30 protein-coding genes and 1 pseudogene are annotated in these 23,740 nt (G+C 69.3%); 14 read left to right on the top strand and 17 right to left on the bottom strand.

The annotated features are described in order from the left end of the window. Nucleotide 1 precedes the first annotated feature (1 nt). The 13 genes from AB8735_RS02515 to AB8735_RS02455 all read right to left on the bottom strand — a co-directional run bounded on the left by AB8735_RS02515 (nt 2) and on the right by AB8735_RS02455 (nt 9,661). Nucleotides 2-466 carry a TadE/TadG family type IV pilus assembly protein gene (locus AB8735_RS02515; RefSeq protein WP_372404924.1) on the bottom strand — a complete coding sequence of 155 codons (465 nt, stop codon included), beginning with the start codon at nt 464-466 and terminating at the stop codon, nt 2-4. A gap of 4 nt (nt 467-470) precedes the next feature. Next, entirely contained in the window at nt 471-917 is a 447-nt protein-coding gene (locus AB8735_RS02510) for a TadE/TadG family type IV pilus assembly protein (protein ID WP_372404922.1), read from the bottom strand. 1 nt (nt 918) lies between these two features. Continuing rightward, nucleotides 919-1,344, bottom strand: coding sequence for a TadE family protein (locus AB8735_RS02505; protein ID WP_372404921.1), 426 nt, complete (start codon nt 1,342-1,344; stop codon nt 919-921). A gap of 7 nt (nt 1,345-1,351) precedes the next feature. After that, nucleotides 1,352-1,567: a hypothetical protein gene (locus AB8735_RS02500; RefSeq protein ID WP_372404919.1), complete on the bottom strand. Its 216-nt coding sequence runs from the start codon at nt 1,565-1,567 to the stop codon at nt 1,352-1,354. 39 nt (nt 1,568-1,606) lie between these two features. Next, nucleotides 1,607-2,494, bottom strand: a complete 888-nt coding sequence (locus AB8735_RS02495; protein ID WP_372411760.1) for a hypothetical protein — start codon at nt 2,492-2,494, stop codon at nt 1,607-1,609. Continuing rightward, nucleotides 2,494-3,441, bottom strand: a complete 948-nt coding sequence (locus tag AB8735_RS02490) for a type II secretion system F family protein (protein ID WP_372404917.1) — start codon at nt 3,439-3,441, stop codon at nt 2,494-2,496. Before AB8735_RS02490 ends, AB8735_RS02495 begins: the two co-directional genes overlap by 1 nt. After that, a complete protein-coding gene (locus AB8735_RS02485) occupies nt 3,438-4,982 on the bottom strand; it encodes a CpaF family protein (RefSeq protein WP_372404915.1) in 1,545 nt (514 codons plus the stop codon). Before AB8735_RS02485 ends, AB8735_RS02490 begins: the two co-directional genes overlap by 4 nt. Beyond that, nucleotides 4,969-5,790 carry a hypothetical protein gene (locus tag AB8735_RS02480; protein ID WP_372404913.1) on the bottom strand — a complete coding sequence of 274 codons (822 nt, stop codon included), beginning with the start codon at nt 5,788-5,790 and terminating at the stop codon, nt 4,969-4,971. Before AB8735_RS02480 ends, AB8735_RS02485 begins: the two co-directional genes overlap by 14 nt. Beyond that, nucleotides 5,790-6,494 (bottom strand): SAF domain-containing protein, encoded by a 705-nt coding sequence (locus AB8735_RS02475; RefSeq protein ID WP_372404912.1) that lies wholly within the window; start codon nt 6,492-6,494, stop codon nt 5,790-5,792. Before AB8735_RS02475 ends, AB8735_RS02480 begins: the two co-directional genes overlap by 1 nt. A gap of 33 nt (nt 6,495-6,527) precedes the next feature. Further along, nucleotides 6,528-6,890, bottom strand: a complete 363-nt coding sequence (locus AB8735_RS02470; RefSeq protein ID WP_372404910.1) for an ATP/GTP-binding protein — start codon at nt 6,888-6,890, stop codon at nt 6,528-6,530. Nucleotides 6,891-7,426: 536 nt separating this feature from the next. Then, nucleotides 7,427-7,960: a hypothetical protein gene (locus AB8735_RS02465; protein WP_372404908.1), complete on the bottom strand. Its 534-nt coding sequence runs from the start codon at nt 7,958-7,960 to the stop codon at nt 7,427-7,429. A gap of 637 nt (nt 7,961-8,597) precedes the next feature. After that, complete coding sequence (locus AB8735_RS02460; protein ID WP_372411759.1) at nt 8,598-8,789, bottom strand: DUF397 domain-containing protein; 192 nt, start codon at nt 8,787-8,789, stop codon at nt 8,598-8,600. 20 nt (nt 8,790-8,809) lie between these two features. Next, the gene (locus AB8735_RS02455) at nt 8,810-9,661 is read right to left on the bottom strand and encodes a Scr1 family TA system antitoxin-like transcriptional regulator (RefSeq protein ID WP_372404906.1); all 852 of its coding nucleotides are present in this window, start codon (nt 9,659-9,661) and stop codon (nt 8,810-8,812) included. A 241-nt stretch (nt 9,662-9,902) separates the two neighbouring features. Between AB8735_RS02455 and AB8735_RS02450 the strand changes: the two genes are divergently transcribed. From AB8735_RS02450 to AB8735_RS02425, 6 genes and pseudogenes are all read left to right on the top strand, one after another. Further along, a complete protein-coding gene (locus AB8735_RS02450; protein WP_372404903.1) occupies nt 9,903-10,355 on the top strand; it encodes an ATP-binding protein in 453 nt (150 codons plus the stop codon). Continuing rightward, complete coding sequence (locus tag AB8735_RS02445) at nt 10,352-10,612, top strand: hypothetical protein (protein WP_372404900.1); 261 nt, start codon at nt 10,352-10,354, stop codon at nt 10,610-10,612. The genes AB8735_RS02450 and AB8735_RS02445 overlap by 4 nt, the downstream gene beginning before the upstream one ends. Next, on the top strand, nt 10,602-10,970 hold the full coding sequence (locus tag AB8735_RS02440) for a hypothetical protein (RefSeq protein WP_372404897.1): 369 nt from the start codon (nt 10,602-10,604) through the stop codon (nt 10,968-10,970). The genes AB8735_RS02445 and AB8735_RS02440 overlap by 11 nt, the downstream gene beginning before the upstream one ends. 417 nt (nt 10,971-11,387) lie before the next feature. Then, nucleotides 11,388-12,314 carry a DUF6192 family protein gene (locus AB8735_RS02435; protein WP_372411758.1) on the top strand — a complete coding sequence of 309 codons (927 nt, stop codon included), beginning with the start codon at nt 11,388-11,390 and terminating at the stop codon, nt 12,312-12,314. Between the two features lie 2 nt (nt 12,315-12,316). Beyond that, nucleotides 12,317-12,739 carry a hypothetical protein gene (locus AB8735_RS02430; protein ID WP_372404894.1) on the top strand — a complete coding sequence of 141 codons (423 nt, stop codon included), beginning with the start codon at nt 12,317-12,319 and terminating at the stop codon, nt 12,737-12,739. Next, a pseudogene (locus AB8735_RS02425) lies at nt 12,736-13,741 on the top strand (IS5 family transposase). Before AB8735_RS02430 ends, AB8735_RS02425 begins: the two are co-directional and overlap by 4 nt. A gap of 67 nt (nt 13,742-13,808) precedes the next feature. Here AB8735_RS02425 and AB8735_RS02420 read toward each other — a convergent pair. From AB8735_RS02420 to AB8735_RS02405, 4 genes are all read right to left on the bottom strand, one after another. Further along, the gene (locus AB8735_RS02420; RefSeq protein WP_359595234.1) at nt 13,809-14,282 is read right to left on the bottom strand and encodes an SRPBCC family protein; all 474 of its coding nucleotides are present in this window, start codon (nt 14,280-14,282) and stop codon (nt 13,809-13,811) included. Between the two features lie 45 nt (nt 14,283-14,327). Further along, complete coding sequence (locus AB8735_RS02415; RefSeq protein WP_372404891.1) at nt 14,328-14,693, bottom strand: ArsR/SmtB family transcription factor; 366 nt, start codon at nt 14,691-14,693, stop codon at nt 14,328-14,330. Beyond that, nucleotides 14,690-15,136 carry an SRPBCC domain-containing protein gene (locus tag AB8735_RS02410; RefSeq protein ID WP_372404888.1) on the bottom strand — a complete coding sequence of 149 codons (447 nt, stop codon included), beginning with the start codon at nt 15,134-15,136 and terminating at the stop codon, nt 14,690-14,692. The genes AB8735_RS02415 and AB8735_RS02410 overlap by 4 nt, the downstream gene beginning before the upstream one ends. 601 nt (nt 15,137-15,737) lie before the next feature. Then, nucleotides 15,738-17,081, bottom strand: coding sequence for an XRE family transcriptional regulator (locus AB8735_RS02405; RefSeq protein ID WP_372404885.1), 1,344 nt, complete (start codon nt 17,079-17,081; stop codon nt 15,738-15,740). 311 nt (nt 17,082-17,392) lie between these two features. On the opposite strand from AB8735_RS02405, the gene AB8735_RS02400 reads away from it, so the two are divergent. From AB8735_RS02400 to AB8735_RS02365, 8 genes are all read left to right on the top strand, one after another. Beyond that, nucleotides 17,393-17,950 carry a hypothetical protein gene (locus AB8735_RS02400; RefSeq protein WP_372404883.1) on the top strand — a complete coding sequence of 186 codons (558 nt, stop codon included), beginning with the start codon at nt 17,393-17,395 and terminating at the stop codon, nt 17,948-17,950. After that, a complete protein-coding gene (locus AB8735_RS02395) occupies nt 17,947-18,516 on the top strand; it encodes a deoxycytidine deaminase (protein WP_372404881.1) in 570 nt (189 codons plus the stop codon). Before AB8735_RS02400 ends, AB8735_RS02395 begins: the two co-directional genes overlap by 4 nt. After that, entirely contained in the window at nt 18,513-19,043 is a 531-nt protein-coding gene (locus AB8735_RS02390) for a dCTP deaminase (RefSeq protein ID WP_372404878.1), read from the top strand. The genes AB8735_RS02395 and AB8735_RS02390 overlap by 4 nt, the downstream gene beginning before the upstream one ends. Then, nucleotides 19,040-19,510 (top strand): hypothetical protein, encoded by a 471-nt coding sequence (locus AB8735_RS02385; RefSeq protein WP_372404877.1) that lies wholly within the window; start codon nt 19,040-19,042, stop codon nt 19,508-19,510. The genes AB8735_RS02390 and AB8735_RS02385 overlap by 4 nt, the downstream gene beginning before the upstream one ends. Nucleotides 19,511-19,532: 22 nt before the next feature. Continuing rightward, nucleotides 19,533-20,438, top strand: coding sequence for a methyltransferase domain-containing protein (locus AB8735_RS02380; RefSeq protein WP_372404874.1), 906 nt, complete (start codon nt 19,533-19,535; stop codon nt 20,436-20,438). A 100-nt stretch (nt 20,439-20,538) separates the two neighbouring features. Continuing rightward, entirely contained in the window at nt 20,539-21,456 is a 918-nt protein-coding gene (locus AB8735_RS02375; RefSeq protein ID WP_372404872.1) for a UTP--glucose-1-phosphate uridylyltransferase, read from the top strand. Between the two features lie 54 nt (nt 21,457-21,510). Continuing rightward, nucleotides 21,511-23,055, top strand: a complete 1,545-nt coding sequence (locus tag AB8735_RS02370; RefSeq protein ID WP_372404869.1) for a glycosyltransferase family 4 protein — start codon at nt 21,511-21,513, stop codon at nt 23,053-23,055. 43 nt (nt 23,056-23,098) lie between these two features. After that, nucleotides 23,099-23,737 (top strand): HAD family hydrolase, encoded by a 639-nt coding sequence (locus AB8735_RS02365; RefSeq protein WP_372404867.1) that lies wholly within the window; start codon nt 23,099-23,101, stop codon nt 23,735-23,737. Nucleotides 23,738-23,740 lie beyond the last annotated feature (3 nt).

Genomic DNA, 23,740 nt, shown 5'->3' with positions numbered 1-23,740 from the left:
GTCAGCGGCCTTCCTCAGGTGCGGCCACGCCGTGCAGGAGCGTGGCCTGTCCGTGCCCGGTGACGGTCAGGGACGTGATGCCGACGGCGGGCAGGAACCGGGTGGTGTAGGTGCTGTGGGTGGTCACGGTGAGCGTCTTGCCGCCGTCGGCAACGGTGACGTCGCCCGGGATGCCCGCGCGGTCGAGGTAGGCGTGGGCGGCGGCCCGGGCCGCCGCGGGGTCGGCGGCGATGGCGCGGGCGGGGACGGCCCGGGCGGGGTCGATGGCTTGTCCGCCGGCGCGGGCTGCCTCGGTGGCGAGGGCGTCGGCGCGTTCGGTGGCGCGGAGCTTGCCGCCGCCGTCGAGGACGAGGCCAATGATGCCCAGCAGAACCAGGGCACAGATCGCCGTGTAGACGGCGATGCCACCCCGGTCGCCGGACAGGTGCCGGCGTCGGATGCGGCACCAGGAACGCCACCTGCTCATGTTGTTAGGCCCCTCGTTGCCGGTACTGGTCGACGGTGCTGGTGAAGGTGGAGGTGAGCGTGCGGGAGCCGGGCGTGGGCAGGAAGAGGTCGGTCAGCGGGACGGTGCAGCGCACGGTGGCGGTGACGGTGCCGATCTGGCCGACGGGTGCGGCGAGTCCGTCGGTGCTCACCGTGACGCTGGCATCGGTGCAGTGCACGCCCCGGTCGTCGAGGGATTCGCGGGCTGCCTGGTGGGCGTCGTGCTGGGCCTGGGCGGCGGTGCGGGCGAGGGAGGCGGCCCGGGCGGCGTCCTCGGCGGCCGCGTCGATCTTCGATCCGGCCATGGCCAGGCGTCCGGCGGCCAGAGCCAGGCACACGAAGGCGATGAGGACGGGGGTGAGGAGGGCGGCCTGGACGGCTTCGCTGCCCCGGTCGTCGCGCAGGCGGCTGCACAGAGTCCGTACCGGCATGTCAGCCTCCGGGGGTGGTCCAGCGCTCGGTGGGGCCGGACGCGGACTGGGTGATCCGCAGCCCGGGTACCCCGGGGAGGACGGACAGGGCGGTGCCGCGGACCTGGACCCGTACGCGCTGGGCGGTGCTGCCCGTGGTGGAGACGCTGGCATCCTGGAGCAGGTCACCGGCCGTACGGTCCAGGACGCTGCGAGCCCGGGCCGCGCCGTCGGCGGGCGTGGAGCGGTAGGTCCGGCCGGTGCCGGCGCCTTCGCGGGCGGCCGTCAGGGCAGCCTCGCGGGCGAAGTACCACAGGCTCACCTGTACGACGAGCAGCGTCGCGGCGATGACGAACGGGAAGACGATCGCCATCTGGATCGAGGTCTCTCCTCGGTCCTGCCGCAACTGCCGCCGGGTGTGGGTGCGTTGGGTGGTTGTGGAGGTCATGGGTGGTTCAGATGCCGGTGAGTTTGCCGTTGTACTTGGCGACTACGGCGGCGATGGTGCCGGCGATGAGAATGGCTCCAGTGATGGCGGCGACCCAGATGATGACGGTGGTGATGCTGATGTCGCCCCGGTCCGGGCGGCGGCGGGCCTCGTCGAAGCGGGTGTGCAGGAACAGGACGAGGAGGGAGAGCGCGGTGGTTGCTCGGGTGATCGTGGAGCGCATCGGCACGGTCTCCTGTGCGAGTGAGGAGGGGCAGGGAGGTCAGGTGGTGAGGATGCGGATGACGGCGGGGAAGGCGATCAGGAGCATGACCAGGACGGCTAGGAGCGCGCCGGGGGCGGTCATCTTCTCGCTGTCGGCGTTGGCCTCGCCGGCCTGCGTGGCCAGGAGTTCGGCGCGCAGGCTGCGGGCCCGGGCCCGCAGGGTGGTGTAGACGGCGGCGCCGTCGTGGGCGGACAGCCGCATGATGTCGGCGACATCCGCGAGCGCCGGCAGATCGAGCTCGCCGGTCAGGTCCTCCAGCGCCTGCCAGGGCGGAATCTTGTCCAGCCGGGCGCGCAGGAAAGCCTGTTGGAGGCGGGTGAACGCCCAGCCGGTGCCGACCTGGGCGGCGCGTTCCAGGGCCTCGGTCGGGCCGGCGTCCCCGGCCCGCTTCAGCGCGACCAGGTCCAGGTAGGCGGCGATGGCGTGGGCGAACTCCTGCCGTGCCCGCTTGGCCTGGTCACGCACCGACCAGTCCGGGACGCACCACAGCACCGCCGCCGCGGCGAGGCCCATGACGGGCGGCAGGTAGAACGGCATCGTGCCCAGCACGAGCCACGGCACCATCGCGACCGCGGGAGCGAGCAGGCCCAGGGCGGCGAGCGCGACTTTCGTCAGCAGGAACCGTCCGGGTGCCTGGCCGAGCAGGGCCAGGTCCGTGGTGGGGACGCGGACGCCGGGCACGTGACCGAGGCGGTCGAGGAGCCAGCGTCCCCAGACCTCGTCCCGGCCGGTCGGCTCCGGCTCGGCCGCGGCCAGGCTGCCGCCGGGCGGGGTGCGCTGCAGGGCTGCGTCCAACGCGGGCTGGGACGGGGAGAGTTCGCGGACGAGCAGGGCGACGCCCGCCCCCACCATACAGCCGGCCAGGACCGCCGACGCGTTGAGCATCATCGGACCGGCTCCTGTCCCACCCCGGCCGACGCGGTCTCGTCCCCGCGGGCCGGCGGGAGTGTGGGGCGGACACGGCTGCGCGGGTCGTGGACCAGGAAGCGGGGGACGGGCCGGTGATCGGCCAATTGCCGCATCCAGGCCAGCACTCCGACGAACGCCAGCAACAGCAGGCCCAGGACGAGCTGCCCGAGCAGTGTGCCGTAGGGGGCGGTGTAGCCGGGGGCCAGGAAGCCGGCGCCGACGACGCCGAGGGTGATCAGCGTCATCCAGCGTACGGTCTGCCGGGGTTTGGCCCGGTCGGCCTCGATGCCCCGGCGTTTGGCGACCTCCTCGCGCACCGACTCCGCGAGGTCCTCCAGCGCCTGCGCGAGGCCCGGGCCCCGGTCGGCGACCGAGAGGATCAGCGCGGCCAGCACCTTGTCGGCGGTGACGTCGGCGAGTTCGTCCGCCATCGCGCGCAGCGCGTCCTGCGGCCGCCACCCGGCCCGCAACCGGTCGGTCAGACGGCCGATCGGCCCCTCCAGGGCGGCGGGTGCGTTCTTGCGGCTGCTGATCATCGCCTGTTCCAGGCCCATGCCCAGACGCAGTACGTCCGCCAGGCGCTGGGTCCACTCACCCAGGCCCTCCAACTGCGCGATCCGCGCCTGCACCGGGCGGGTGCCCGACAGCAGCCACGGCACGCCCACCACGGCCAGGGCCAGCAGCGCCCCGGTCATGAACACCCCGGTGACCAGCCAGCACCCGGCGCCCAGCACCCCGGCATTCGCCCACCGGACCTGTCGCCGCATCCGCGCCCCGGCCCCGTCGGGACCGTTGCGCGCCGCGCGCCACCGGGCCACCGGGCCGGGACGTGGCGGGGCGGTGGTGCCGAGGGCGCCGGTGACGGTGCCGACGAGACCGCCGACAACGGCCATGCCGCACAGGATCGCGAACACCAGGCTCATGGGGTCGTCACCTTCAGCGCCAGCGGCTGCCCGCCCCAGGTCCCGGACGGCACATCCAGCAGATGGACCGGGAAGCCCGCCCGGCGCAGGTCGTCGGCGCAGGCCGGGTGCATCCGGGGGACGGCGCGGGGGTCGCCGGTCTCGGTGCCGGGGGTGAAGATCTGGTTGACCGCGGGGCGGCCGTTCTCGCCGACGCCGGTGATCTCCCAGACATGGGAGACGAACCGGTGGCGGCCGCCCCCGACCGTCTCTTCGTCGATCATCGAGAGGAAGACGATGAAGTCCAGCCCGTTGGCCGTCTGCCGGTACGCCAGCGCCTCGGACAGGTTGCCGCGCGCCAGCAGATACAGCTCGGCGATCCGGTCGAAGACCACGGTCGGCTCACTGGCGTGCAGTGTGCACAGGTTGCCCTTCTTGCCGTTGGTCATCGCGGACATCATCGCCACGATCTCCGGCCCCCTGACCTCGCCCACCACGATCCGCGCCAGCGACATCCGCAGCGCCCGGTAGACCAGGTCCATCAGCGTGATCTCGCCGACCGCGCGGCCGTCCGGGCCGCGTTCGCCGTTGGACTCCCGCGCCTCCATGGCCACGACCTGCTCGTGGAAGCCGTTGGCGTGGGCGAAGAGCTCGAACTCCGTCTCGATCGTGGCGAATCGTTCCTGCGGAGCGATCTCCTTGAGCAGCGCCCGCATCAACGAGGTCTTCCCCGCCGCCTGCGGACCCACGATCATCAGGTTCTTCCGCGCCTTCACACACGCGGCCAGGAACGCCTGCAACGTCGGGTTGATCGTGCCCAGCCGGACCATCTCCTCGAGGTCCGCGTCCCGCACGCCGTGCCGTCGGATCGTCACGTACGTCTTCGGGCTCACCCCCGTGATCGCCTGCAACCGCGACCCGTCCTGCAACCGCAGCGCCAGGAACGGGTTCGCGGTGGAGATCGTCCGCTCGCTCTGCCCGGTCGTGTTACGGGCCAGATCGCGCAGCAACTCCAGTAACTCCTCCTCGGAATCCGCCACCGGCGCCACCCGCCGCCGCACCCCGTCCCCGTAGTCCAGCCACACCTCGTCGTGCCCGTTGATCAGGATGTCCTCCACCCGCCGGTCATTGAGGTACGGCTGCAACCGCCCCGCGCGGAACAGCCGGTCGAACACCGCCTGCGCCAGCGCCGCCTCCTCCGCCCGCGACGGACTCACCCCGCGCTCGCCCGCCGCCGCGTCCGCCCACAACGCCACCGCCTCGTTGATCCACCCACGCGCCTGCTGCTCCCGACTCGCCGCGCTCATCGACGGGTTGACCTTCAGCGCGTCCTCGATCCGCTTGGCCACCTGCTGCCGCAGCCCCGCCACCACACCGTGGTCGACGACCACCTGAGGCAGGGCCTCGCCCAGCGCGGACGGGCGTACGGCACCGTCGCCGCCAGCACGGGGACGAGCGTGACTCCGGGACGAGGACGAGGACGAGGACGGAGCGTGCGCGGGGCGTCCCGCGGCGGCGGGACGTACGGTCGGATCCGGGTGCAAGGGCCTACCGCGCACCATGACTCACCCCCGCCCCGTCCGTCGCCAAGTGGGACCGCCGCAGGGCAACGTGCTGCCGCAGCGAACCGGCCGCCCGCTGCGCCGCCCGCAACAACTCGCACGAGGCGAACTTCCGCGGCTGCGGCACCCCTTCGGAGAGCACCCGCGCCTGCTCCGGACGGAACGGCAACGTCGCCACCACCGGCACCTGCAGCACCTTCTCCACTTCGCCCGGCGCGTACCGACCCTCCTGGATCAGCACCAACCGCACCTCCCCGACCTGTTCCTGCAACGCCTCCACCCGCGACCGCGCCGCATGCAACCCCCGCACCGTCGACCGCGCCACAACCACCACCGCGTCCGCCCGCCGAGCCAGCACCCCCGACGGACCGAACGCACCATGCCGTCCCAAGTCGACGAGGACGTCGTGCGGATGCTCCGCCAACGCCCCGATCCCGGCGAACAGATCCGCCAGCTGCTCCCAGGCCGGCGCCAACGCCGGACCCTGGGCCGGGTCCGAGATCCCGGGCAGCAGCAACCGGTCGCGCCGCGGCGGTACGGCGCCGGCATCGTCGGTCAGATCGACCAACTGCCGCCAGAACGCCTCCGGCAACTCGCCCTTGCGCGCCGCCACCGACAAGTTCCGCAGCCCGTACCGGTCCCCGAGCGACCCCTGCAACAACCCGTACAGCACCGAACCGCCGTCCGGATCGCACTCGGCCAGCACCATCCGCCGCCCCGGCTCCGCCGGCCACGCCAGCAGCAACGCCAACGCCGTCGTTGTCACACCGGGAGCCCCACTGCACCCCGCCAACGCAACGACGGCCATCACGACCCCCCCGGCGCGTTGTCGAGGACCAGCCGCACGTTGCCCGTGGACGCCCACGCCGCCAACGGCGCCGCCTCGTCCCGCGATGCCGCCACGTCCACGACCCGGGACCCCGTCCCCGGAGCCGGATCGCCGACCTTCACCACGCGCGCGGCGATCGTCCGCACGGCCTCCGGCTGCTTGCCCTGCTGCTCCCCGCCCGGTACGGCGACCACCGCGACCTTCGTCCCCGGCGTCAGCTCGGTGGCCGGCACCTGCTCGGGCTTGAGCCCCAACGGCACCACCTGTTCACCACCGTTCACCAACACACTGGCGGTCACCTGGGAGGCCGACAGCAACGACCCCGGCTGCAACTCGACCGCGGCCCGCTTGCCCACCACGGACTCCCGATCCGTGGTCCGCACGGTCCTGACGCCCGGGTCCAGGGTCATGGACACTGTGCCCAGGTCCTGGTCCGTGACCGTCTGGCCGACCGGTACGTGCCGGGTCACAGTGATCACATCGGTGCGCTGCCCGCTGTTCATCCACAACACCGCACCGCCGAGCCCGCCCCCGGCGATCAACGCCACGCTCAGCGCGATCAGCCCCGGACGTCGGCGCCGCGCGGTCACCCGCGGCGGGACGACGGGCCCCGACGGCCGACCGGCCGGAGCAGCCCCTGCCTGCGGTGCGCTGGTGGCCGTGGTTTTTGTTCTGCTCAACATTGCTCCCCGCTTCCCCGTGCGCGTGCGGTTTCGTCAGCCGACGACCTGTACTTCGCCCACCGGGATCTGCACCTGCGAGTTCCGGGTGGTGGTCAACTGGCCGTTCTGGCCCGCGCCTTGCCAGTCGACGGTCCAGGTCGACGTCGCTGTCACCGTGTAGGCGTGGCGCGGCTGTTGTGCTGAAGTGTGGGTGAACAGGTGCCCACAGTCGGGGGACGTGCTCATCCCGTAGGAGGCGCGGTACGGGGTGCCCCTGCCGGTGCAGATCACCGTCTGGCCGTCGCCCATCGCCCACACCACCTTGGTGACGTGAGCGGTCGCCGTGACGGTCACGCCGCCCGCGCTCGCGGACGCGGAGTTCCGCCCCCAGGTGGTGGGGGACTGCCCGAGCTCCATCCATACCGGCACACCGACCGTGTACGTGCCACCCGCCCGCGGGCTTCGAATATCGGGTCCGGTCAACTTCATTTTGTCCATGGCTTCTTGGGCCAGGACGGCTGGGTTCACGGTGGGTGGGGGAGCGGCAGACCAGAAGGCGGATCCGAGAATGTCATCGGTGACTGTCCCGACCGGTCCATTGAAAGGGCACGGGTTGATGTAGACGGCGCCGTCACCGGGCTTGTGTCCTTCCCAGAGCGGGTTGCCGGCGGGCGGCTGTGGCTCGAGCTTCCGGATCGCGCAGTCCATCTTCCCGAGGGCGTCGTCTCGCCCAGGCTGCACATCGTCGCTCTCCTTGCCCGAGGAGTCGCCATTGCTTCCACGAGAACTTGCCTGGCTGCCAGGCGTGCCAACGCTGACGCAAACGTAAGAAGCATGCCCTTGACAGCCGTTCTCGGCATGAGCTGTGCCATGTTCCGGATCGTCAGCACGTGCATGGCCATGAAGTGCGAGGATGAAGACCACCGCAACGGCGGTGGGTATGAGATGGCGCGTTAACAGGTTCGCTCTTGAAGCGAGACTTTCAAGACCATCCATTGCTTACCCCACTTCTCCGCCGCCACATTGGCGACATAGCGTGTGAGCTGCCCCCTCGGGGGCGGGTCTGTCTTGCCGGTCTTGGTATTAACCACGTGCCAACGAGAAACATCGATGCAGTCAGTCACCTTAGCCTTCGAGGTGTGATTTTGTGTGGAAAATACCGCAACCTTGGGGTTGTTGATGGGGCGTCCCTCCATCACGTTGCCTGCTTTCTTGAGGCTCATGAGGTCGCCTTCAGCCCGCGCTAGGGCATCCCCGGTGGCGTACTTCGTCAAGGAGGTATTTTCCAGACTGGCTTTGGCGTAGGCCTTTATCTGCTCTTCCCAGAAGCGCGAGTACGACTGCAGTACTTCTTTCTTCTCCGCAGCGTGGGGATCTGTCGGCGAAGAGGTAGGCGGCGCGGTCAGGGGGTGGTAGCTGGACGAAGGGTGTCTGTCGTCACCGGTCTGGGAGCCTGAGCTTCCGCAGTCGGTAAGTGCAAGCGCCAAACCGCATGTCATCGTCAGGATGACGATGCGGCGAGCCGTGCTCCGAGGGCCTAACGGACATGCTGCCACTATGACCTCCTGGTGTGCCTCTGGTGCTCGCGCTTCTCGACTTCAGGATGGTGGGCAGGAAGCGATCGCCACTGCCCGCCGTGAGCGGGTGCAGACCCCGGAGCGGAGTCGGGGGTGCACATTACGCATGATGAGGCCTGTGTTTCCAGGGTTTCTTGGCAACTGGCAGCCACAAGTTGGCGCATATCGACGCGCAACGTCCGAGTGGTGCAAGATTCAAATCGGCTGTGGGGTTACTGCCGCGTGTAGCCCTGCGTAGATGGTTCGCGCGAAGCGTTGTTACGCGTGTTGTGAATGGTGTGTGGGGGGCGATCTCGTTCACTGTCCGTTAGAGGCTTACCGGATCACTTACCGCAGACACACTCGACGGTCACAGGATGGAGAAGAGGCTTCCGTGCCGGGCGTGTCGCCTCGCGGTAAGGGGCCATGCTAAGCCTCCCAAAGGTGGGCTGGAGGATGCGGAGCAAGGTATTGAAGGTCTAAAGAGTGAGACGGATACGCCGGTCCCTGGCACATGCCGCAGCCCCTCGCTTCCCGAGGGCGAGGGGCTGCGGCAAGGGCGGTCGCGTCAGAGAAGGTCGTCGAACTCGCCTTCTGCGGCGCCATCGATGAAAGCTCTCAGTTTGGCCGAGGTTGTCCTGATGATCACGTCAGGGTAGTCGCTTTCCCTTATGAGTATTTCTCCCCCATATGTGGCGACTTCGAGGCAGTTGCCCTCAGTCTCTGTTGATTTCGAAGACTTCCGCCACTCTATTTCCACGTTACCCACGCCTCATGTCTTCACAGGTGTTGTGCTACGTCGAGGATAAAGTCACGTGACTGGTCGGGGTCAAGCGACCTCTCTTCGATCCGATCCAGAACGGCCCGGTAGTTCGCGAGACGTGTTTCCGCGTCCAGGAACGCGCTCCCGTTCGGAGTGTCCGTCTGCACGGTGTCGAGTTGCGACACTGGACCGCATACATAGAGTGTCGAACTTCCGGCGTTGGGGAAACCGCCGATGCTGAAAGGGATGACTCGTACGGTGACGTTGTCTCGTTCTGACTGGTTCAACAGGTAGTTGAGCTGGGCGCCAGCGACCTTCGGCCCGCCGAACTGGAGGCGCAGTGCAGCCTCATGGATCAAGAAGGTACAAATGGGCGGCTCTTGTCGATCGAGTACGTCGCGGCGCCTCAGTCGGTGGGAGAGTCGGCGTCGAAGGACTACCGGGCTTACGGGAGGAACTGCCTCTTCGAAAACAGCCCGCGCGTAATCCTCGGTTTGGAGCAGTCCGGGCATGTGCATTATTTGTGCGGCACGCAGTGCGTGGGCGTGGTGCTCCAGTTCGGCAAGATCCAGAGCGCCGGCTGAAAGATCACCACGGTATTCCTCCCACCATCCCTTGCCGCGCTCCTCGGCCATGGTGGCCAGAGCGTCAACGTACGCAGCGTCAGAACAGCCGTAGTGGCTCGCCCATGTTCGAACCCGCTGCCCGCTGACGCCGAACCGCCCACTCTCCGTGTTGCTGATGCTGGTTCGGTCGGTGCTCAGTAGCGCGGCGGCCTCGCCGAGTTGCAGGCCGGCGTGTTCGCGTAGTTTCCGCAGCTCACTACCCAACCGTCGCTGGCGAGCCGTGGGGACTTTCCTCGGTGGCATCCGTCTCCCCTCCCTGTCGGGTCTCAGTGTGGCCGGTGTCCCTACTGGGGTCCATCTAGTTCCAACTTTGAGCCGAACGGGTACAACAAGTGATACGCACCCGCTACTGTCATCCCAGCACCGCGCAGCACGCCGGGAAGACCCGAAGTGCAGCCATCTGCATGCCTGTTGGGCATCCCGGGAGGTGGCCGAGCCACGGACGGCGGCGGGCGCGGGACCTGACCGTGAGGGAGGCGACTCCGTGAGTTCGACCCTGCTCAGCCCCAGTCCCCGCACTACGAGACGTGGCTTCACGTCCCCTTCGACCTACCGTGTCACGGCACCGGCCGACGACGCGGCCCCGCGCGTGGCCCGCGAGTTCGTCCGGGCGATATTGGCCCGCGACATCCCCGCCCTGGTGGATGACGCCCGCCTCTGCACCTCGGACGCCGTCACCGCCGTCCTGCGCCACACCACCGGCGCCTACCTGCATGTCGATGTCTCGGTCCTGGCGCGTCGCGTCGTCGTCTCGGTGGGGGACAGCGACCGCACGGGAGTCCTGAACCGCCGCGATCTGCGGAAGGAGACGAGCGGCCTGTCGCTCGTCCGCCGCCTGTCGGCCGCCTCGGGCGTCTCCTGGTCCTGGGATGCGCACCGCCGGACCGTCATCACCCGAGTGTGGTTCACCCTGGAAACCGGGCTGGTGAGCCCGTGATCAAGCCGACGATGGTGCACGTGAGCGTCCTGGGGCGCCAATTCGCCGTGAAAGAGCGCGTCTTCTGGCTCCACTTCGATGCGCGAGTGCTCGTTGAACTGACGCCCAGGCAGGCCGTTGACCTGTTGTACCAGCTGGCGGACGAGGCGAAGTTCGTCGTCCACCCCAAGAACGGGTTCCCCGCGCAGCGCGGGGCGCGGGCGCGGTGGCGCCGGTTACGGCGGGCCGTGCAACGGGGGTGGACCCGTGCACGATGAGATGCTGCAGGTACTCATCGGGGCGTCTGTGATCACCGGCTCCCTGCTGCTCCTCTCCCTGCTGATCACCTGGTGGGCGACGCCGAACCCGCACACCGCGTGCACGCCACCACCGCTCGACTCCCCGGGCAAGCGCTACCGCTGCTGGTGCTATGAGCACCCCGTCGTCGTGGAGATCGTTCCCGAGGGCGCCACGATCACGTATCCACCCGACCGGCGTGCCCGCCCCAAGGGCCTTGCCCGGATCCGGCGCCATATCCGTCCTGTACCGCCCGGCGACGAGGGGGCGGGCGGAACAGGAAGAAGAGGGGGGAAGCATCCCGCACCGGTAGCCGGTGAAGGCGCACCCGTACGGTGAACCCCCAAGTGAGTCCCCGACCGTCAACCGGTCGGGGACTCACCGCTGCCCACCCCGCAACGCCCCCAGCACAGTCAGAGAAGCAACCTGGGGGAACGTGGAACGCATGTGTCGAATCTCGCTCCCCTCTCCCGCCCTCAGTCTCGGCGACGGTCGAGTCTGACCCTTTGACTAGCTGTGCCTAATCCCCTGATCGGTGACGCTCGGCGACGGTTGACAGGGTCGTTCAGGAGTGCGTCAGAACTGGATATACGTTCGGGCGAGACTGGGACGGTTCGTGCGTGAGCGGTGTTCTTTCGGTCGTTCGTGGTGACCTTGGGGTGGTCGGCGGACTCTGCGAGTAGGTGCGGGCCGGGTTTCCTTCGGCCGGTGGAGCGCCGGCTCTCCGACCCGCTTGGGGAGGGCACCGTGTCCGAGATGGTCGGCAGTGTGCCGTGTGAGCGGTTCGAGGCTCTGGTGGACCGGTCGGTGGAGCTGGTCCGGGTGATGTCGGGGTGCCAGTTCGCGCTGGGGGACATCGCGCTGGAGATCGCTCCGCTGCGCTCCCACGGCGGGGACATGACGCTGGGAGAGGACGAGCTCGGGGTGGAGGGCTCCTTACGTGAGTTCGCCCAGGCGATCGGACTCTCTTTCCATACCGTCCGCACGTATCGGTGGGTGGCCGCGCGGTGGCCGCAGGACCAGCGGCAGGAGGGGGTTTCCTTCGAAGTACACCGGATCCTGGCGTCGGCGCCGGACGCGTACGAGCTCATCAAGAGCCCGCCGGTCAACGAGCGGACGGGCCGGAGCCAGTGGAGCGGGGACGCGGCGAAGCGGGCGGCGGGCTGGTCGACCGCGACGCCGGTGACGGTTGCGGAGAAGGTCGACGCCATCCGGGACCTCGCCGCCGACGAGACGGTGGCGGCCCTGGCGGCCTGCGATCTGCTGCGCCGACCGGAGGTGGCGTTCCGTACGATGCGGGACCGGCAGGCCAGGGAGCTGGTGAACCAGGCTCAGTACGACCAGGCCGAGCTCGCCGAGGACGAGGGCGAGGAGGACTGGTGGGATCCGCCCGAGGGCGAGCACGAGGACGACGGGGATGATTGTGATCCGGCCCGGATCGTGCGGGGCTTCCACCGGGCGATGGAGTTCACGGACTTGATCGGGGTCTGCCAGGGGTTTGTGGCCGGGGCCAGCCGGCTGGTGCCGAAGCTGCGCGGCCGGGAGTTCACCGAGTCGCAGCTCGGTCTCGTGACGCGGCAGGTGGAGAAGGTCAGGGCGACGGCTGACTGGATCGAGACGGCGGTCTCCACGGGCAGGGTGGACCTGGATGAGGCCCTGGCCGAGCTGCTGCGGGGCCAGTAGCCATGAAGCGGCGAGCGGGACAGCCCGCTCATGAGCACGGAAAGGCGGTCCGCAAGGCCCTGCTGGAGGCCCAGCCGGCCGGGCTGACGCTGAAGCAGCTGGTGAAGGCGACCCGGCGGACCCCGGCGCAGGTGTGGACGGGTATCCGGTTCCTGCGGAAGGTCGCGGTCAAGGCCGAGCTCCCGCCCGTGACTTTCAGCCGTGCTGAGGGCTTCCAGGTGTCCGAGGAGCCCGAGGTCTGGATCGCTTATGAACGGGCGATCTTCCGGGCCGAGCTGCACCGCATCACGAACTTCATCGCCGGGATCGTCGCCCCGCACGCCAAAAAGGCTCCCGAGGACGAGTGGGCGCGCCTGGTCCTGGACCAGCTCGGCGGCGTCAAGGCCACCCTGGAAGTCCTCACCCGCATGGAACGCTCATCATGATCCAGACCGCCACCGGGGCCCTGGTGGCTCCGGCTGTCCGGCCGCGGCACTACCCGAGCGACACCACGGACGAAGAATGGGCCGTCCTGGAGCCCCTGTTGCCGCCGCCGGCCTGCACCCTCCCGACGGGCGGAAGGCCGGAGACGCACCCGCGGCGCAACATCGTGGACGCCATCCGCTACGTCAACGACAACGGCTGCAAGTGGAGGTCCGTCCCCGTCGACTTCGGTGTCCCCTGGCGCACCGTGTTCGGGTTCTTCCAGCGCTGGCGTGAGCGCGGTGTCCTGTCCCGTATCCACAGTGAGCTTCACCAGAGGGTTCGTCTCCATGATGGGCTCAATCCCCGTACGGTTGCGGTGATCCTGGACTCCCAGTCCGTCAAGGGCGCTGAGACGGTGGGGGCCGCAACCCGCGGCTACGACGCAGGGAAGAAAATCAACGGCAGGAAGCGGCACCTGGCCGTCGACATGCGCGGCATGCCCCTGACGTTCATGGTCGCCCCCGCCACCAACCGTGACGACCACCCCGCCCGCGATCTCCTCTTCCGCCTTCGCCTCGCCCACCCCGAGGTGACCGTCGCCTGGGCGGATTCCGCCTACGGCGGCGAACTCGTGCGCTGGTCGAAGTCCTTCCTCGGCATCACCCTGAACACCGTCCCCCGGCGCAAGGACCAGGACGGCTTCGCCGTCCTCGCGAAACGGTGGCGCGTCGAACGCGCGATCTCGTGGGTCATGCGAGCCCGCAGAAACGTGCGCGACTACGAGCGGCTCATCTCCCACAGCGAGGCCCACCTCACCTGGACCATGATCACCCTCATGGTCCGCCGCCTCACCTGCCCACCCCGGCCACCACGCACCGAGCCTCACCCCGTCGAACGGCCCGAAATCGTCGACAAGCCCAAGCCAATCCGCATCCAGGCCCAGCGGCAGAACCGCACCATCCGCCTCGCACCCACCGCCCTCGCCTGACAGCCCCGAAATCACGCCGACCGCCATGACGTGATCTTGGGATATCGCCGAGATGTGGGCCAAAGGGGCAAGGGGCTGATTTTGAAGCTCTGAGGGGGTGGTCAGACGGGGTGGTGGTCAGGGACGGCGTTGAGCTCGATGCCGTGTTCGAGCAGGGCCTTCATCGCGCACAGAGCGGTGGCGAAGCCGCCGACGGTGTTGTTCACCCAGCGGACGGTGTCGTCCCCCGAGCCCTGGAAGCCGGTCTCGGTGACCTCGACGAAGGTGACCTGTTCCGTGTGCGGGGTGAACTTCAGCTCGACCGTGGTCGGCTGCTCGTAGTTGCCCCACTCGAACCGGATCAGACGTCCCTCCCGCACCTCCTGGACGCGGACGTCGGCCGATGCCCCGTAGGTCTCCCACTCCCAGCGCACCTCGGCCCCTGTGACCATGGGTCCGCTGCTCTTGCTGTACCAGAACCGGGTCGTGACGGCCGGATCGGCAAAGGCCCGGAACGCCTCTGCCGCGGGCCTGCGCACCATCATGCAGGCGTATGCGGCAGGGGCGTGTGTGAGGTGTCGGTTCTCCATAGGCATGATCATGCTCCTTTACGGGGTCACGCCGGTGGACGTGACCTGTTACTACTTGTCCGGTCGGGCTTGCGCATCCCGCTCTGCCGCCTCGGCGATGCCCTTGATGCGGGCCAGGCGCCGGTCCCAGTCCGCGGCGAGCGAGGCCATCCACTGCGCCGTCGCATCGAGCGCCGCCGGCCGCACCGTATAGCGCACCTCGCGCCCGATGCGGCCGCTGGTCACCAGCCCGGCGGCGTCCAGGACAGCGAGGTGTTTGACTACGGCCTGACGCGAGACGGGAAGATGCTGGGCGAGCGTCGTCGCGGTGGCCTCGCCCTTGGCGGCGAGCAGTTCGAGCAGCTGGCGCCGCGTCGGGTCGGCCAGAGCCGCGAGGACGGTGTCGACCGCCTCGACGGCGCGGGGTTCGTCGGTCACGCGGCGGGCTGCTCGGCGCGCGTCTTGAGTGCGTCGAGCTCCTGCTGCCAGCCGCCGGTGTTGTCCTTGACCGCCTTGCCGCGCAGCTCCTCGGACCCGGCCAGCGCCGAAAACCCGCTCTCGACCACGCGCAGCCGCGTCCTGTCGCCTTCCGGCGTCAGCGTGAACTCCACGAGGGTGCTGTTGTCCTCCCGGAGCTCTGTTCCCGGGAACGCGCTGGCCCAGCGGTAGGCCAGGTAGGTCGGCGGTTCGACCTTCTCCACCCGCACCGGGAAGTCGCCGTACTCCGGGTTCTTCGCCACCATCGTCTCGCCTTCCCTGGCCACCGTGCCGGGCAGGCTCGCCTTGTCGGCCACCCAGAAACCGGGCTCGGCCACCAGCGACCAGACCCGCTCCAGAGACGCCTCGATCAAGGTCTCGCGTTCGATCCGGTCCTCGCTCATGTGGGGACTCCCTTCACCGCCAGCATTGGATGCAACTCCAGGGTTGCACGTCATGGCGCTGAGTGCAACCGGAAGGTTGCACATTGATCGGGTCCGCCGATTCACTGCCACCCGTGGGGCCCCGTCACAGCCGCGGCGACGTCGGCGACGGAGCGGTGCGATGGGACCGATGGCGAATTCGTCTATGGCAGCCCGGCCCACCGCGTGCGCTCTCGACGAACGCCTCAGCGCCCGCGCTTCCCTTCAGAACAGCTCCCCCAGCCTGCACTCACCGAGCGTCACAGATCAGGGGATTAAGCACAGCTGGTGACGGCGTACCAATATCGACCTATTCGTGGACCTTCATATCATTCTGGCCTTGCTGATCAAGGCCAGGAGGAAAGGGTGATCTTCGTGAAAGACTGGGCTGAGATCTGTCTTCTGCACCGGGCGGAGGAGATTCCGATCCGGGCGATCGAGCGGCATCTGGGCATCTCGAAGAACACCGTGAATTCGAAGTCACCTTTGACGGACGGCTCTCCGCAGCTCGCCGCTGACCTACTGACAACTCCAGAACCACCGTTCACTGAACAGGCCCTTGCCGTCGCGGCGGTCATGATGGCTATGTCGTGCCGGGACGGCGAGCGCGGGTGGAGGGAGGCGTGGCGAAGGCGGTGGTGATCTCGTGGAGCCGGACTTGGGCTCGTTGCGAGTCGACGTGGTGGGCGAGGCTGGCGGCTCGGTCGATGAGGGCGACAGCCGCATCATGGTCGCCGGTGAGGCGGTGGGTGTCGGCGAGATCTAGGGTGGCGAGCATACGGTCGCGCGGGTAGGTGTCGCGGGCGGCTTCGAGCCGGCGGGTGAGAAAGGGCTCGGCTTCTTTGGGTTGGTGGGCGGCGAGCCAGGCGCGGCCGGTGGCGGCGTCGATGGCGGGGTGGCTGAGCCAGCGGGCCCACCAGGGTTCGTCTGCGCCGGTGGCCTGGAGCTGGTCGTGTGCGGTGTCGCGGGCGCGGCGGAGGCTTTCGGTGTCGCCGCGGCGGCCGGCGGCGAAGATCTGGCGGTCAGCGATGACGGCCTGGACGCGCGGGGGGATGGAGCGGGGGTTGTGGCCGGCGATGTCGAGGAGGGTCTTGGCTTCGGTGTGCTGGCTGAGCCAGGAGGCTTGGTAGGCGGCGGAGGCGAGGAGGTTGCGGGTGGCGAGTCCAGTGTCGCGGGTGAGGTCGGTTTCGTGGGCGAGGCGCATGCCGGTCTGGTAAACACGCTGGGCCTGGGGGTGTTGGTCGGCGTCGAAGAGCATCCAGCCGTAGAGCTCGGACAGTTCGATGAAAGCGGTGCGCAGACGCCGGCCTTCTGCGGCGGGGGAGCGGGCGTTGAGGACGACGCGGCTGACGCTCTGCCACAGACCTCCGGCCCAAACCAGGCCGGTGGTGCTGCCGGTGTTGTCATCGAGGACGCGCAGTTCGCGGACGGAATTCTCGATAGTGGTGACGAGCTCGGGGGAGAGGCGGCCGCTGCTCTCGGCCGCGTGCGCGGGGGAGTTGTCTCCGATGAGGAGGGCGAGGGCCGGGGCGGTGACGGCAGTTCCGGTCAGGAGCATGAAGTGGCGGCGGTCCATGTGGTCCCCCTGGGTGATCTCGTGGAGGAGTTCGCTGGCGAGGGCCTCGCATGGGGCATCGAGGCGGCGGGGGTGTCGGCGGCGGCGTGGCCCGGTCCAGCCGAGCTCGGCCGCGGTGACGGTCCGGCCGGCACGTGTGGACAGGACGGTCAGGGCGTCGGCCTCGTTCTCCTTGGCGGGCCGTACCGGGGGATCGCGGAGCCAGGGGTAGGCGCTCTTGAGGTCCAGGGGCGGGGAGCCGCGGCGGGCCCGGTGCTCGTTGACGCGGGCGATGAGCTGCTCTGGGCGCATCCTGATCCGCTGCAGGAGGGCGGCGAGCGGGTTGCCGGTGGCCTGGGCGAGTGGTGCCATCGTTCCCCCTCGGGGCCGACGGTCGGGGTAACCAGGAACGTAGCAGCGGGCGGGGACGGGCAGCAGCGGGCGGGGTGATCGGGTTGGTGTAGGTACACCGGCTGTGTCCGTACACGCCAAGGGTGTATCCACCCGGTACACCGCCTACACCGGCCTGTGCCCTTCTGGTGCCGGGGCCGAGTGCGCTTGTCTGGGCCAGGCCGGAACGACGGTGGCATCGACCACCGGCCCCGGCTGGTACTGATCCCCGATCACAGGGCCGTATGGCCTGGTGCTGCGCGCACTCGTGCGCCCCTCGAAGGAGGACTGCGATGCCCAAGCTGGCGCTCTTCGGCTGGCCCGGCGCCGGGAAGACCACGCTCAGCGGCTTGCTCGCGCTTCAGCTGGAGGAAGCGGGCGCAGCCGCGCGGATGCTCAAAGTCGGCGCGCCGCTGTACGAGTTGCAGGCCGTCATCTACGCCATGGCGGGCCGCCCGCTGCCGGACGGGCGTGTGCAGGACGGCCAGTTGCTGAACGCCCTGGGCTTCCACCTCAGGCGGATCAACCCCGATGCCCTCACCGAGGCTTTCGGGTTACGGGTGCGGCAGGTGGAGCGCGACACCCCGCAGGCTGTTGTGCTGTGCGACGACGTGCGTGCCGCGGACATCGGCGCGGTCACGGCTCTGGGGTTCCGCCTGGTCGAGATCACGGCACCCGACCCCGTACGACGGGAGCGCAAGAGCGGGCGGGGGGATTTGTCCGCGGGAGACGACCAGCACCCCACCGAAGCCGCGACCGACGCCGTGCCGTGGCTGCGCGTGGACAACTCCGGCAGCCTCGACGACCTCCACGCGCAGGCGGCCCGGATCGTCCGGGAGGTCCTGCAGTGATCCTTACCGGACCGGAGATCGTCCGGCAGCGTCGCCTGGGATCCCTGACCATCGAGCCGTTCAACTCCCGCCAGCTCAACCCCGTCTCCTACAACTACCGACTCGGCCACACCCTGCGCACGCACCGGGCAGCCGTGATGGATACGCACGCCGCGCACGAGCTGGAGGAGTTCGCCATCCCGGACGGCGGCGTGGTACTGCAGCCCGGCCGGGTCTACCTCGGCACCACGGTGGAGGCCATCGGCAGCACGCAGTTCGTCCCGTCGCTGATCGGCCGGTCCTCGCTCGGCCGTCTGGGCATGTTCCTCCAGTACAGCGCTGACCTGGGCAACCTGGGAGCGTGCCACCGCTGGACGCTGGAGATCAAAGTCGTTCAACCCCTGCGCGTCTACGCGGAGATGATCACCGGCCAGGTCAGCTTCTGGACCGTCACCGGCGCCCGCCGGCCCTACGCCGGGTATTTCGGGCGCATCGACGAAGCCGCCGTCCCGCCCGCCGGCCTGCTGACGGAGCCGACGGCACGCTTGCCGCTCCCCGTACCGCACCGGACACGGAGGCTGCCGTGATCCTCACCGGCCCGCAGATCGCCCACGAGCACGCTCTCGGACGCCTGGTCCTCGACCCGTTCGACGAGGAGCAGGTCCAGCCGAACTCCTACAACCTCGCCCTGGGACCCGCCCTCATCCACTACACCGGCACCGTCCTGGACACCCGCCAGGAGAACGCGTTCGAGACGACGACGATCCCCGACGAAGGGCTGGTGCTGCGGCCGGACCGCATCTACCTCGGGGCCAGCGTCGAGGTCCTGGGCAGCGACCACTACGTGCCCATCATCCGTGCACGGTCCGGCGCCGCGCGCCTGGGGATGTTCGTCCACGTCACCGCCGACCTCATCGACATCGGCTCGACAGGGCAATCCACCTTCCAGCTTCACGCCGTCCAGCCCGTACGCGTCTATGCCGGCGACCGTCTGGCCCAGGTGACGTTCTGGCGCCCCCGCGGCAAGGTCGTGCTCTACACCGGCAAATACCAGGGCTCCGTGGGGCCCCAGCCCTCCCGGATCCACCGCGACGCCCCGCAGGAGAGGGCATGAACGGCCGCACCGGTGACGACCCCGCCTCCCTGTGCACCGACCCGGTCTCGCGCCTGCTGGTCTCGGCGGCCTTCACCACGATCCGCGAGCGCTACGTCCAGGCCCGGCACCAGATCGCCGCCGCAATCCTGGACGCCGACCAAGGGATCCACCTCGGGCTGCACGTCGACGCCATGGTCGGCCGGGCCGCAGTCTGCGCCGAGGCCGGCGCCCTGTCCGCCGCCCGCCTGGCCACCAACGCGCCGCTGATCGCGGTGGCGGCCGTCCGCTACCCCAAACCGACCGAGTCCTGCGGCGCCCGCATCGTCCCGCCCTGCGGATTGTGTCGCGAGCTGCTTCTCGACCATGCCCCCGACGTGCGTGCCGTCATCGTCAACGGCCTCTACGCCCGGCTCGTACCGCTCGCCGGCCTGCTGCCGCACAAGTACGTGGGCACCAAGTGGCCCGCCAACCCGTCCCGCCCCTGAACACCTGCGATCAAGGGAGAAGATGATGGACTTCCGCACCCCTGCCCTGGACGCCCTGGCCGAGGAGATCATCCCCGAGCAGCACTTCGAATTCTCGGCCGCCACCGCCCGGGACCGGTTCTTCAACGACACCCGCATGCTCGACGTCAAACAGGACGTCCACAACCGCTTCCGCACCAATCCGAAGTCGATGCTCGACCACATGCTCGGCAACCTCGCCCTCACCAGCAACGAGGACCTGCTCGACCTCGGCTGCGGCAACGGCTTCATCCTCGAGCACCTGCGGCCCCACCTCGCCGACGGCAGCATCACCGGGCTCGACAAAGCGCCCGCCGTCCTGGCCGCCGCCGCGGAACGGCTGAAGGGCACCGCCACACCGTGCCGGTGGATCGAAGGCAGCGCCGACGACCTGTCCATGCTCGACACCGACACGTTCGACCGCGTCATGGCCAACTACATGATCCACTACGTGCCGGACGTCGACCGGTGCTTCACCGAAGTCCGCCGAGTCCTGCGCCCGGGAGGGCTCTTCCAGCTCACCACCGACCGCACCGACAGCATGCTCGAGATGTACGACGTGCACTTCACGGCCCTCAAAGCCATGGGCGCACCCGAGGACTTGTTCAAGGCCACCCCCAAGGGCCGCCTCTCCCTCGCCAACGGCGCCCCACAACTGCGCAAGCACTTCAAGAACGTCGAGACGGTCACCTGGCAGGACCAGCTGCGCTTCACCGACCCCGCACCGTTCATGCGCTTCTACCAGGTCGGCCACAACCACTGCTGCGCCTCCTCCGAGCCCGACAAGCGCCTCGACGACGACTTCTTCACCGAGCTGCGCGACCGCGTCAACACCCAGGTGGAACGCGCGATCAAGACCAACGGGTACTTCGCGGTGACCAAGTACACCGGCTCCTTCCTGTGCCGATGAACTTCCCGCCGTTCCGGCAAGGCACGCGCCGGCGCTTCGCTAGCGTCGGCCCGTGCCGCACCGGCCGGCGCGGCACGGGGACGAGACCGGGAGAGAACCGATGGGCACGACGATCCGCAGGGCAGTGATTCCCGCCGCTGGACTGGGCTCCCGCCTGCTGCCGCTGACGAAAGCGATCCCGAAGGAGATGCTGCCGGTAGGCGACAAGCCCGTCATCGAGCACACCGTGCGCGAGCTGGTGGCCTCCGGCATTACCGACATCACCATCGTCGTCTCCGGCGGCAAGAACCTCATCCAAGACCACTTCCGCCCCAACCCGGCCCTCGCCGAGCAACTGCGCGCCGACGGCAAGGACGACTACGCCGACGCCGTCGAAGAAGTCGCCGAGCTCGCCCGCCGCGGCCACATCACCTACCTCGACCAGCACGGCCCCTACGGCAACGGCACCCCTGTCCTGAACGCCACCCGCAACTTCGGCGACGAACCATGCCTCGTTCTCTGGCCCGACGACGTCTTCGTCTCCGACATCCCCCGGGCCCAGCAGCTGATCCGCGCCTACGAGACGACCCACTGCCCCGTGCTCGCCCTGATGCCCATGGACCCGGCCGACGCCCCCCGCTACGGCGTGCCCGTGGTCAAAGAGGACCTGGACGACGGCCTGCTGCGCATCACCGGCCTGGTCGAGAAGCCCAAGCCCGAAGACGCGCCGTCGGTATTCGCCGCGATCGGCGGCTACGTCATCACCCCAGCCATCGTCGAGGAACTGCGCGAACTGACCCGCCGCTGGTACGAGCACCGCACCGGTGAGGTCTACCTGACCGACGCCATCAACGCCTACGCCGCCCGCCGGGCCGTGTACGGCCAGGTCATCCAAGGCCGCTGGTACGACACCGGCAACCCCGCCGCCTACCTCGTCGCCCAGTTCGCCCACGCCCTCGCCCACCCCGACTACGGGCCGATCCTGCGCCAGCTCGCCACCGACATCAGCACCCGGCCCTCCACCGACACCACCACCTGACCCGCCGCTCCCTTCGGGCCCACGCCCCTGGCGAGTGGCCCGAAGGGAGCACCCATGCCGTCCATGGACACCGTCGCGCTGTTCTACCCCCGCGGCGGCAGCGCCCAGGTCATCCGCTACCTCCTGCGCGAACTCAACACCCGCGGCTGGACGAACCGCCTCCACGCCGGATCCCTCGGCACTCTAGGCGACCCCTCCCACGGACCGTCCTTCTACCAAGGGCTGGACCTCCACCCGTACGACTACAACGATGCCTTCGCCGCCTTCCGCCGCGGCGGCAACCCCCAGCACACCCCGCTGCCCTTCCACCCCTCGTACGAGGACCGCGGCCACTGCCCTGACCCGCTCTTCAGCGCCGTCCCGCCCCGCGACGCCGACCGCCTCACCCGCGCCTGGACCCGTCACCTGGCCGCGCACCGCAGCACCGGCACCGACCTGATGCACCTGCACCACCTCAGCCACCTCCAGACCAGCGTCCGCGCCGCCTACCCGAACACCCCCGTGGTCACCACCCTCCACGGCACCGAACTCAAACTCATCGACGGCATGGCCCGACGCGTCAACCTCGCTCAACGCCTCGGCATCTCCCTGCACGACCTCGCCCGCCGCCTTCACACAGACAATCCGCACCGCCGCGCCGAAGCACGGCGCATCGCGGCAGCCGCCGCCCTGGATGCCGCCGACACCGAACTGCTCACGGTCACCGCATGGCAGAAGTGGCTCTACTCCCCGTACTGGCTCACCCGACTGCGGCAGTCCGTACTCCACGCCGGCCACCTCCTGGCCGTCTCCGAGCACGACCGGGACCTGGCTCAGCGCCTGCTCGACCTCGACCACGAACTCCCCGTCATCCCCAACGGCGTCGACACCCGCACCTTCCGCCCGCAACAGCTCGACCAGCAGCACCGCCTGGAACACTTACGGCACTGGCTCGTCACCGACCCGCACGGCTGGGCCCCCGGCGGCACGCCGGGCTCCCTCCGCTACACCGACACCGACCTCCGCCGCCTCCACGACCCCGTCGGCAACCTCCGGCCGCTGCTGCTCTGGGTGGGCCGGTTCCTCGACTTCAAACGCGTCCCCGTCCTCCTGCGCGCCTTCGCCGCCGCCCGCGCCCGCCTCGACCCCGCCCCGGTCCTGCTCATGTGGGGCGGCTACCCCGGCGAATGCGAAAGCCAGCACCCCTTCGACCTCGCGAAGGACCTGGGGACCGAGGACGACGTCTTCTTCGCCGGATGGCGCGGGCACGACGAACTGCCCACCGGACTGACCGTCGCCGACCTCATGGTCGCGCCGGCCGTGGGCGAGCCCTTCGGCATGATCTACCTCGAAGCCATGGCCTGCGGCACCCCGCCCATCGCCACCGCCACCGGCGGCCCGCTCCACACCATCGTCCCCGACGGCCCCCGCGCCACCGGCTGGCTCGTCAAACCGGACGACCCCGACGACCTCGCCGACACCCTTATCACCGCCTTGGCCAACACCGCAGAGCGCAGGCGGCGCGGTACCAACGGCCGCTCCCGCATCGAGAACACCTACAGCTGGAGCCGCACCGCAGACCGCTACACCGCCGCCTACCACCAGGCCACAGCGCACTGACCCCGGGCCAAGCCGTATCCGGCCCGTACCCCGAAGGAGTCCCATGCCCAGCATCAACGGCCTGCTCCTCGACATGAACGGCCTCTTCCGGCACTGGCACAACACCGGCGCCCGCACCAGCGAGCAGCGTGCCGGCCTCCCCACCGGAACCATCGACCGCTACGCGTACGATCACCCGTCCTACCGCCTGGCACGGGTCGGCGTCCTCACCGACCAGCAGTGGGCCTCCGACGTCGCCGACCGCCTGGCGAACGACTACGGCCCGGCCATCCGGGACCACCTCGGACCCTGGCGAGCCGACCGCGGAGAACCGGACCAGACGATGACCGCCCTCCTGCAGACAATCCGTGAACACCTTCCCGTCGGCGTCCTGTCCAACTGCACCGACGCCCTCCACACGGACCTCAAGCTCCACGGCATCGAATTCGACTTCGTCTTCCCCTCCGCAGACCTGGGAGTCGACAAACCCTCCCCCCTCGCATACCGGGCCGCCGCCGACCTCATGAGCATCCCCCCAACCACCCTGGCTTACTTCGACGACGAGCCGACCTTCGTCCAGGCCGCACGGTCCGTCGGCATGCGAGCGCACCGGTTCAACGGCACAGACGACTTCACCACCCGCCTACGCCACCTCGGCGTGCCCTTGACCGATACATCCAAAGGCCAGAACCCTCGCCAGTGAGAC

Origin of the sequence: Streptomyces luteireticuli (genome assembly GCF_041519305.1) — a bacterium.
Taxonomy (GTDB): domain Bacteria; phylum Actinomycetota; class Actinomycetes; order Streptomycetales; family Streptomycetaceae; genus Streptomyces; species Streptomyces luteireticuli.
Note: the sequence above shows the minus strand (reverse complement) of the source record. Positions and strands in the feature narration are given on the sequence as shown.

Coding starts and splice junctions, on each gene's coding strand:
- AB8735_RS02420 (WP_359595234.1), bottom strand. CDS start 14,282: ATGCCTATGGAGAACCGACACCTCACACACGCCCCTGCCGCATACGCC.
- AB8735_RS02430 (WP_372404894.1), top strand. CDS start 12,317: ATGAAGCGGCGAGCGGGACAGCCCGCTCATGAGCACGGAAAGGCGGTC.
- AB8735_RS02505 (WP_372404921.1), bottom strand. CDS start 1,344: ATGACCTCCACAACCACCCAACGCACCCACACCCGGCGGCAGTTGCGG.
- AB8735_RS02475 (WP_372404912.1), bottom strand. CDS start 6,494: ATGTTGAGCAGAACAAAAACCACGGCCACCAGCGCACCGCAGGCAGGG.
- AB8735_RS02480 (WP_372404913.1), bottom strand. CDS start 5,790: ATGGCCGTCGTTGCGTTGGCGGGGTGCAGTGGGGCTCCCGGTGTGACA.
- AB8735_RS02490 (WP_372404917.1), bottom strand. CDS start 3,441: ATGAGCCTGGTGTTCGCGATCCTGTGCGGCATGGCCGTTGTCGGCGGT.
- AB8735_RS02365 (WP_372404867.1), top strand. CDS start 23,099: ATGCCCAGCATCAACGGCCTGCTCCTCGACATGAACGGCCTCTTCCGG.
- AB8735_RS02405 (WP_372404885.1), bottom strand. CDS start 17,081: ATGGCACCACTCGCCCAGGCCACCGGCAACCCGCTCGCCGCCCTCCTG.
- AB8735_RS02455 (WP_372404906.1), bottom strand. CDS start 9,661: ATGCCACCGAGGAAAGTCCCCACGGCTCGCCAGCGACGGTTGGGTAGT.
- AB8735_RS02385 (WP_372404877.1), top strand. CDS start 19,040: ATGAACGGCCGCACCGGTGACGACCCCGCCTCCCTGTGCACCGACCCG.
- AB8735_RS02485 (WP_372404915.1), bottom strand. CDS start 4,982: ATGGTGCGCGGTAGGCCCTTGCACCCGGATCCGACCGTACGTCCCGCC.
- AB8735_RS02470 (WP_372404910.1), bottom strand. CDS start 6,890: ATGGAGCTCGGGCAGTCCCCCACCACCTGGGGGCGGAACTCCGCGTCC.
- AB8735_RS02380 (WP_372404874.1), top strand. CDS start 19,533: ATGATGGACTTCCGCACCCCTGCCCTGGACGCCCTGGCCGAGGAGATC.
- AB8735_RS02500 (WP_372404919.1), bottom strand. CDS start 1,567: ATGCGCTCCACGATCACCCGAGCAACCACCGCGCTCTCCCTCCTCGTC.
- AB8735_RS02510 (WP_372404922.1), bottom strand. CDS start 917: ATGCCGGTACGGACTCTGTGCAGCCGCCTGCGCGACGACCGGGGCAGC.
- AB8735_RS02370 (WP_372404869.1), top strand. CDS start 21,511: ATGCCGTCCATGGACACCGTCGCGCTGTTCTACCCCCGCGGCGGCAGC.
- AB8735_RS02400 (WP_372404883.1), top strand. CDS start 17,393: ATGCCCAAGCTGGCGCTCTTCGGCTGGCCCGGCGCCGGGAAGACCACG.
- AB8735_RS02410 (WP_372404888.1), bottom strand. CDS start 15,136: ATGAGCGAGGACCGGATCGAACGCGAGACCTTGATCGAGGCGTCTCTG.
- AB8735_RS02495 (WP_372411760.1), bottom strand. CDS start 2,494: ATGCTCAACGCGTCGGCGGTCCTGGCCGGCTGTATGGTGGGGGCGGGC.
- AB8735_RS02375 (WP_372404872.1), top strand. CDS start 20,539: ATGGGCACGACGATCCGCAGGGCAGTGATTCCCGCCGCTGGACTGGGC.
- AB8735_RS02515 (WP_372404924.1), bottom strand. CDS start 466: ATGAGCAGGTGGCGTTCCTGGTGCCGCATCCGACGCCGGCACCTGTCC.
- AB8735_RS02435 (WP_372411758.1), top strand. CDS start 11,388: ATGGTCGGCAGTGTGCCGTGTGAGCGGTTCGAGGCTCTGGTGGACCGG.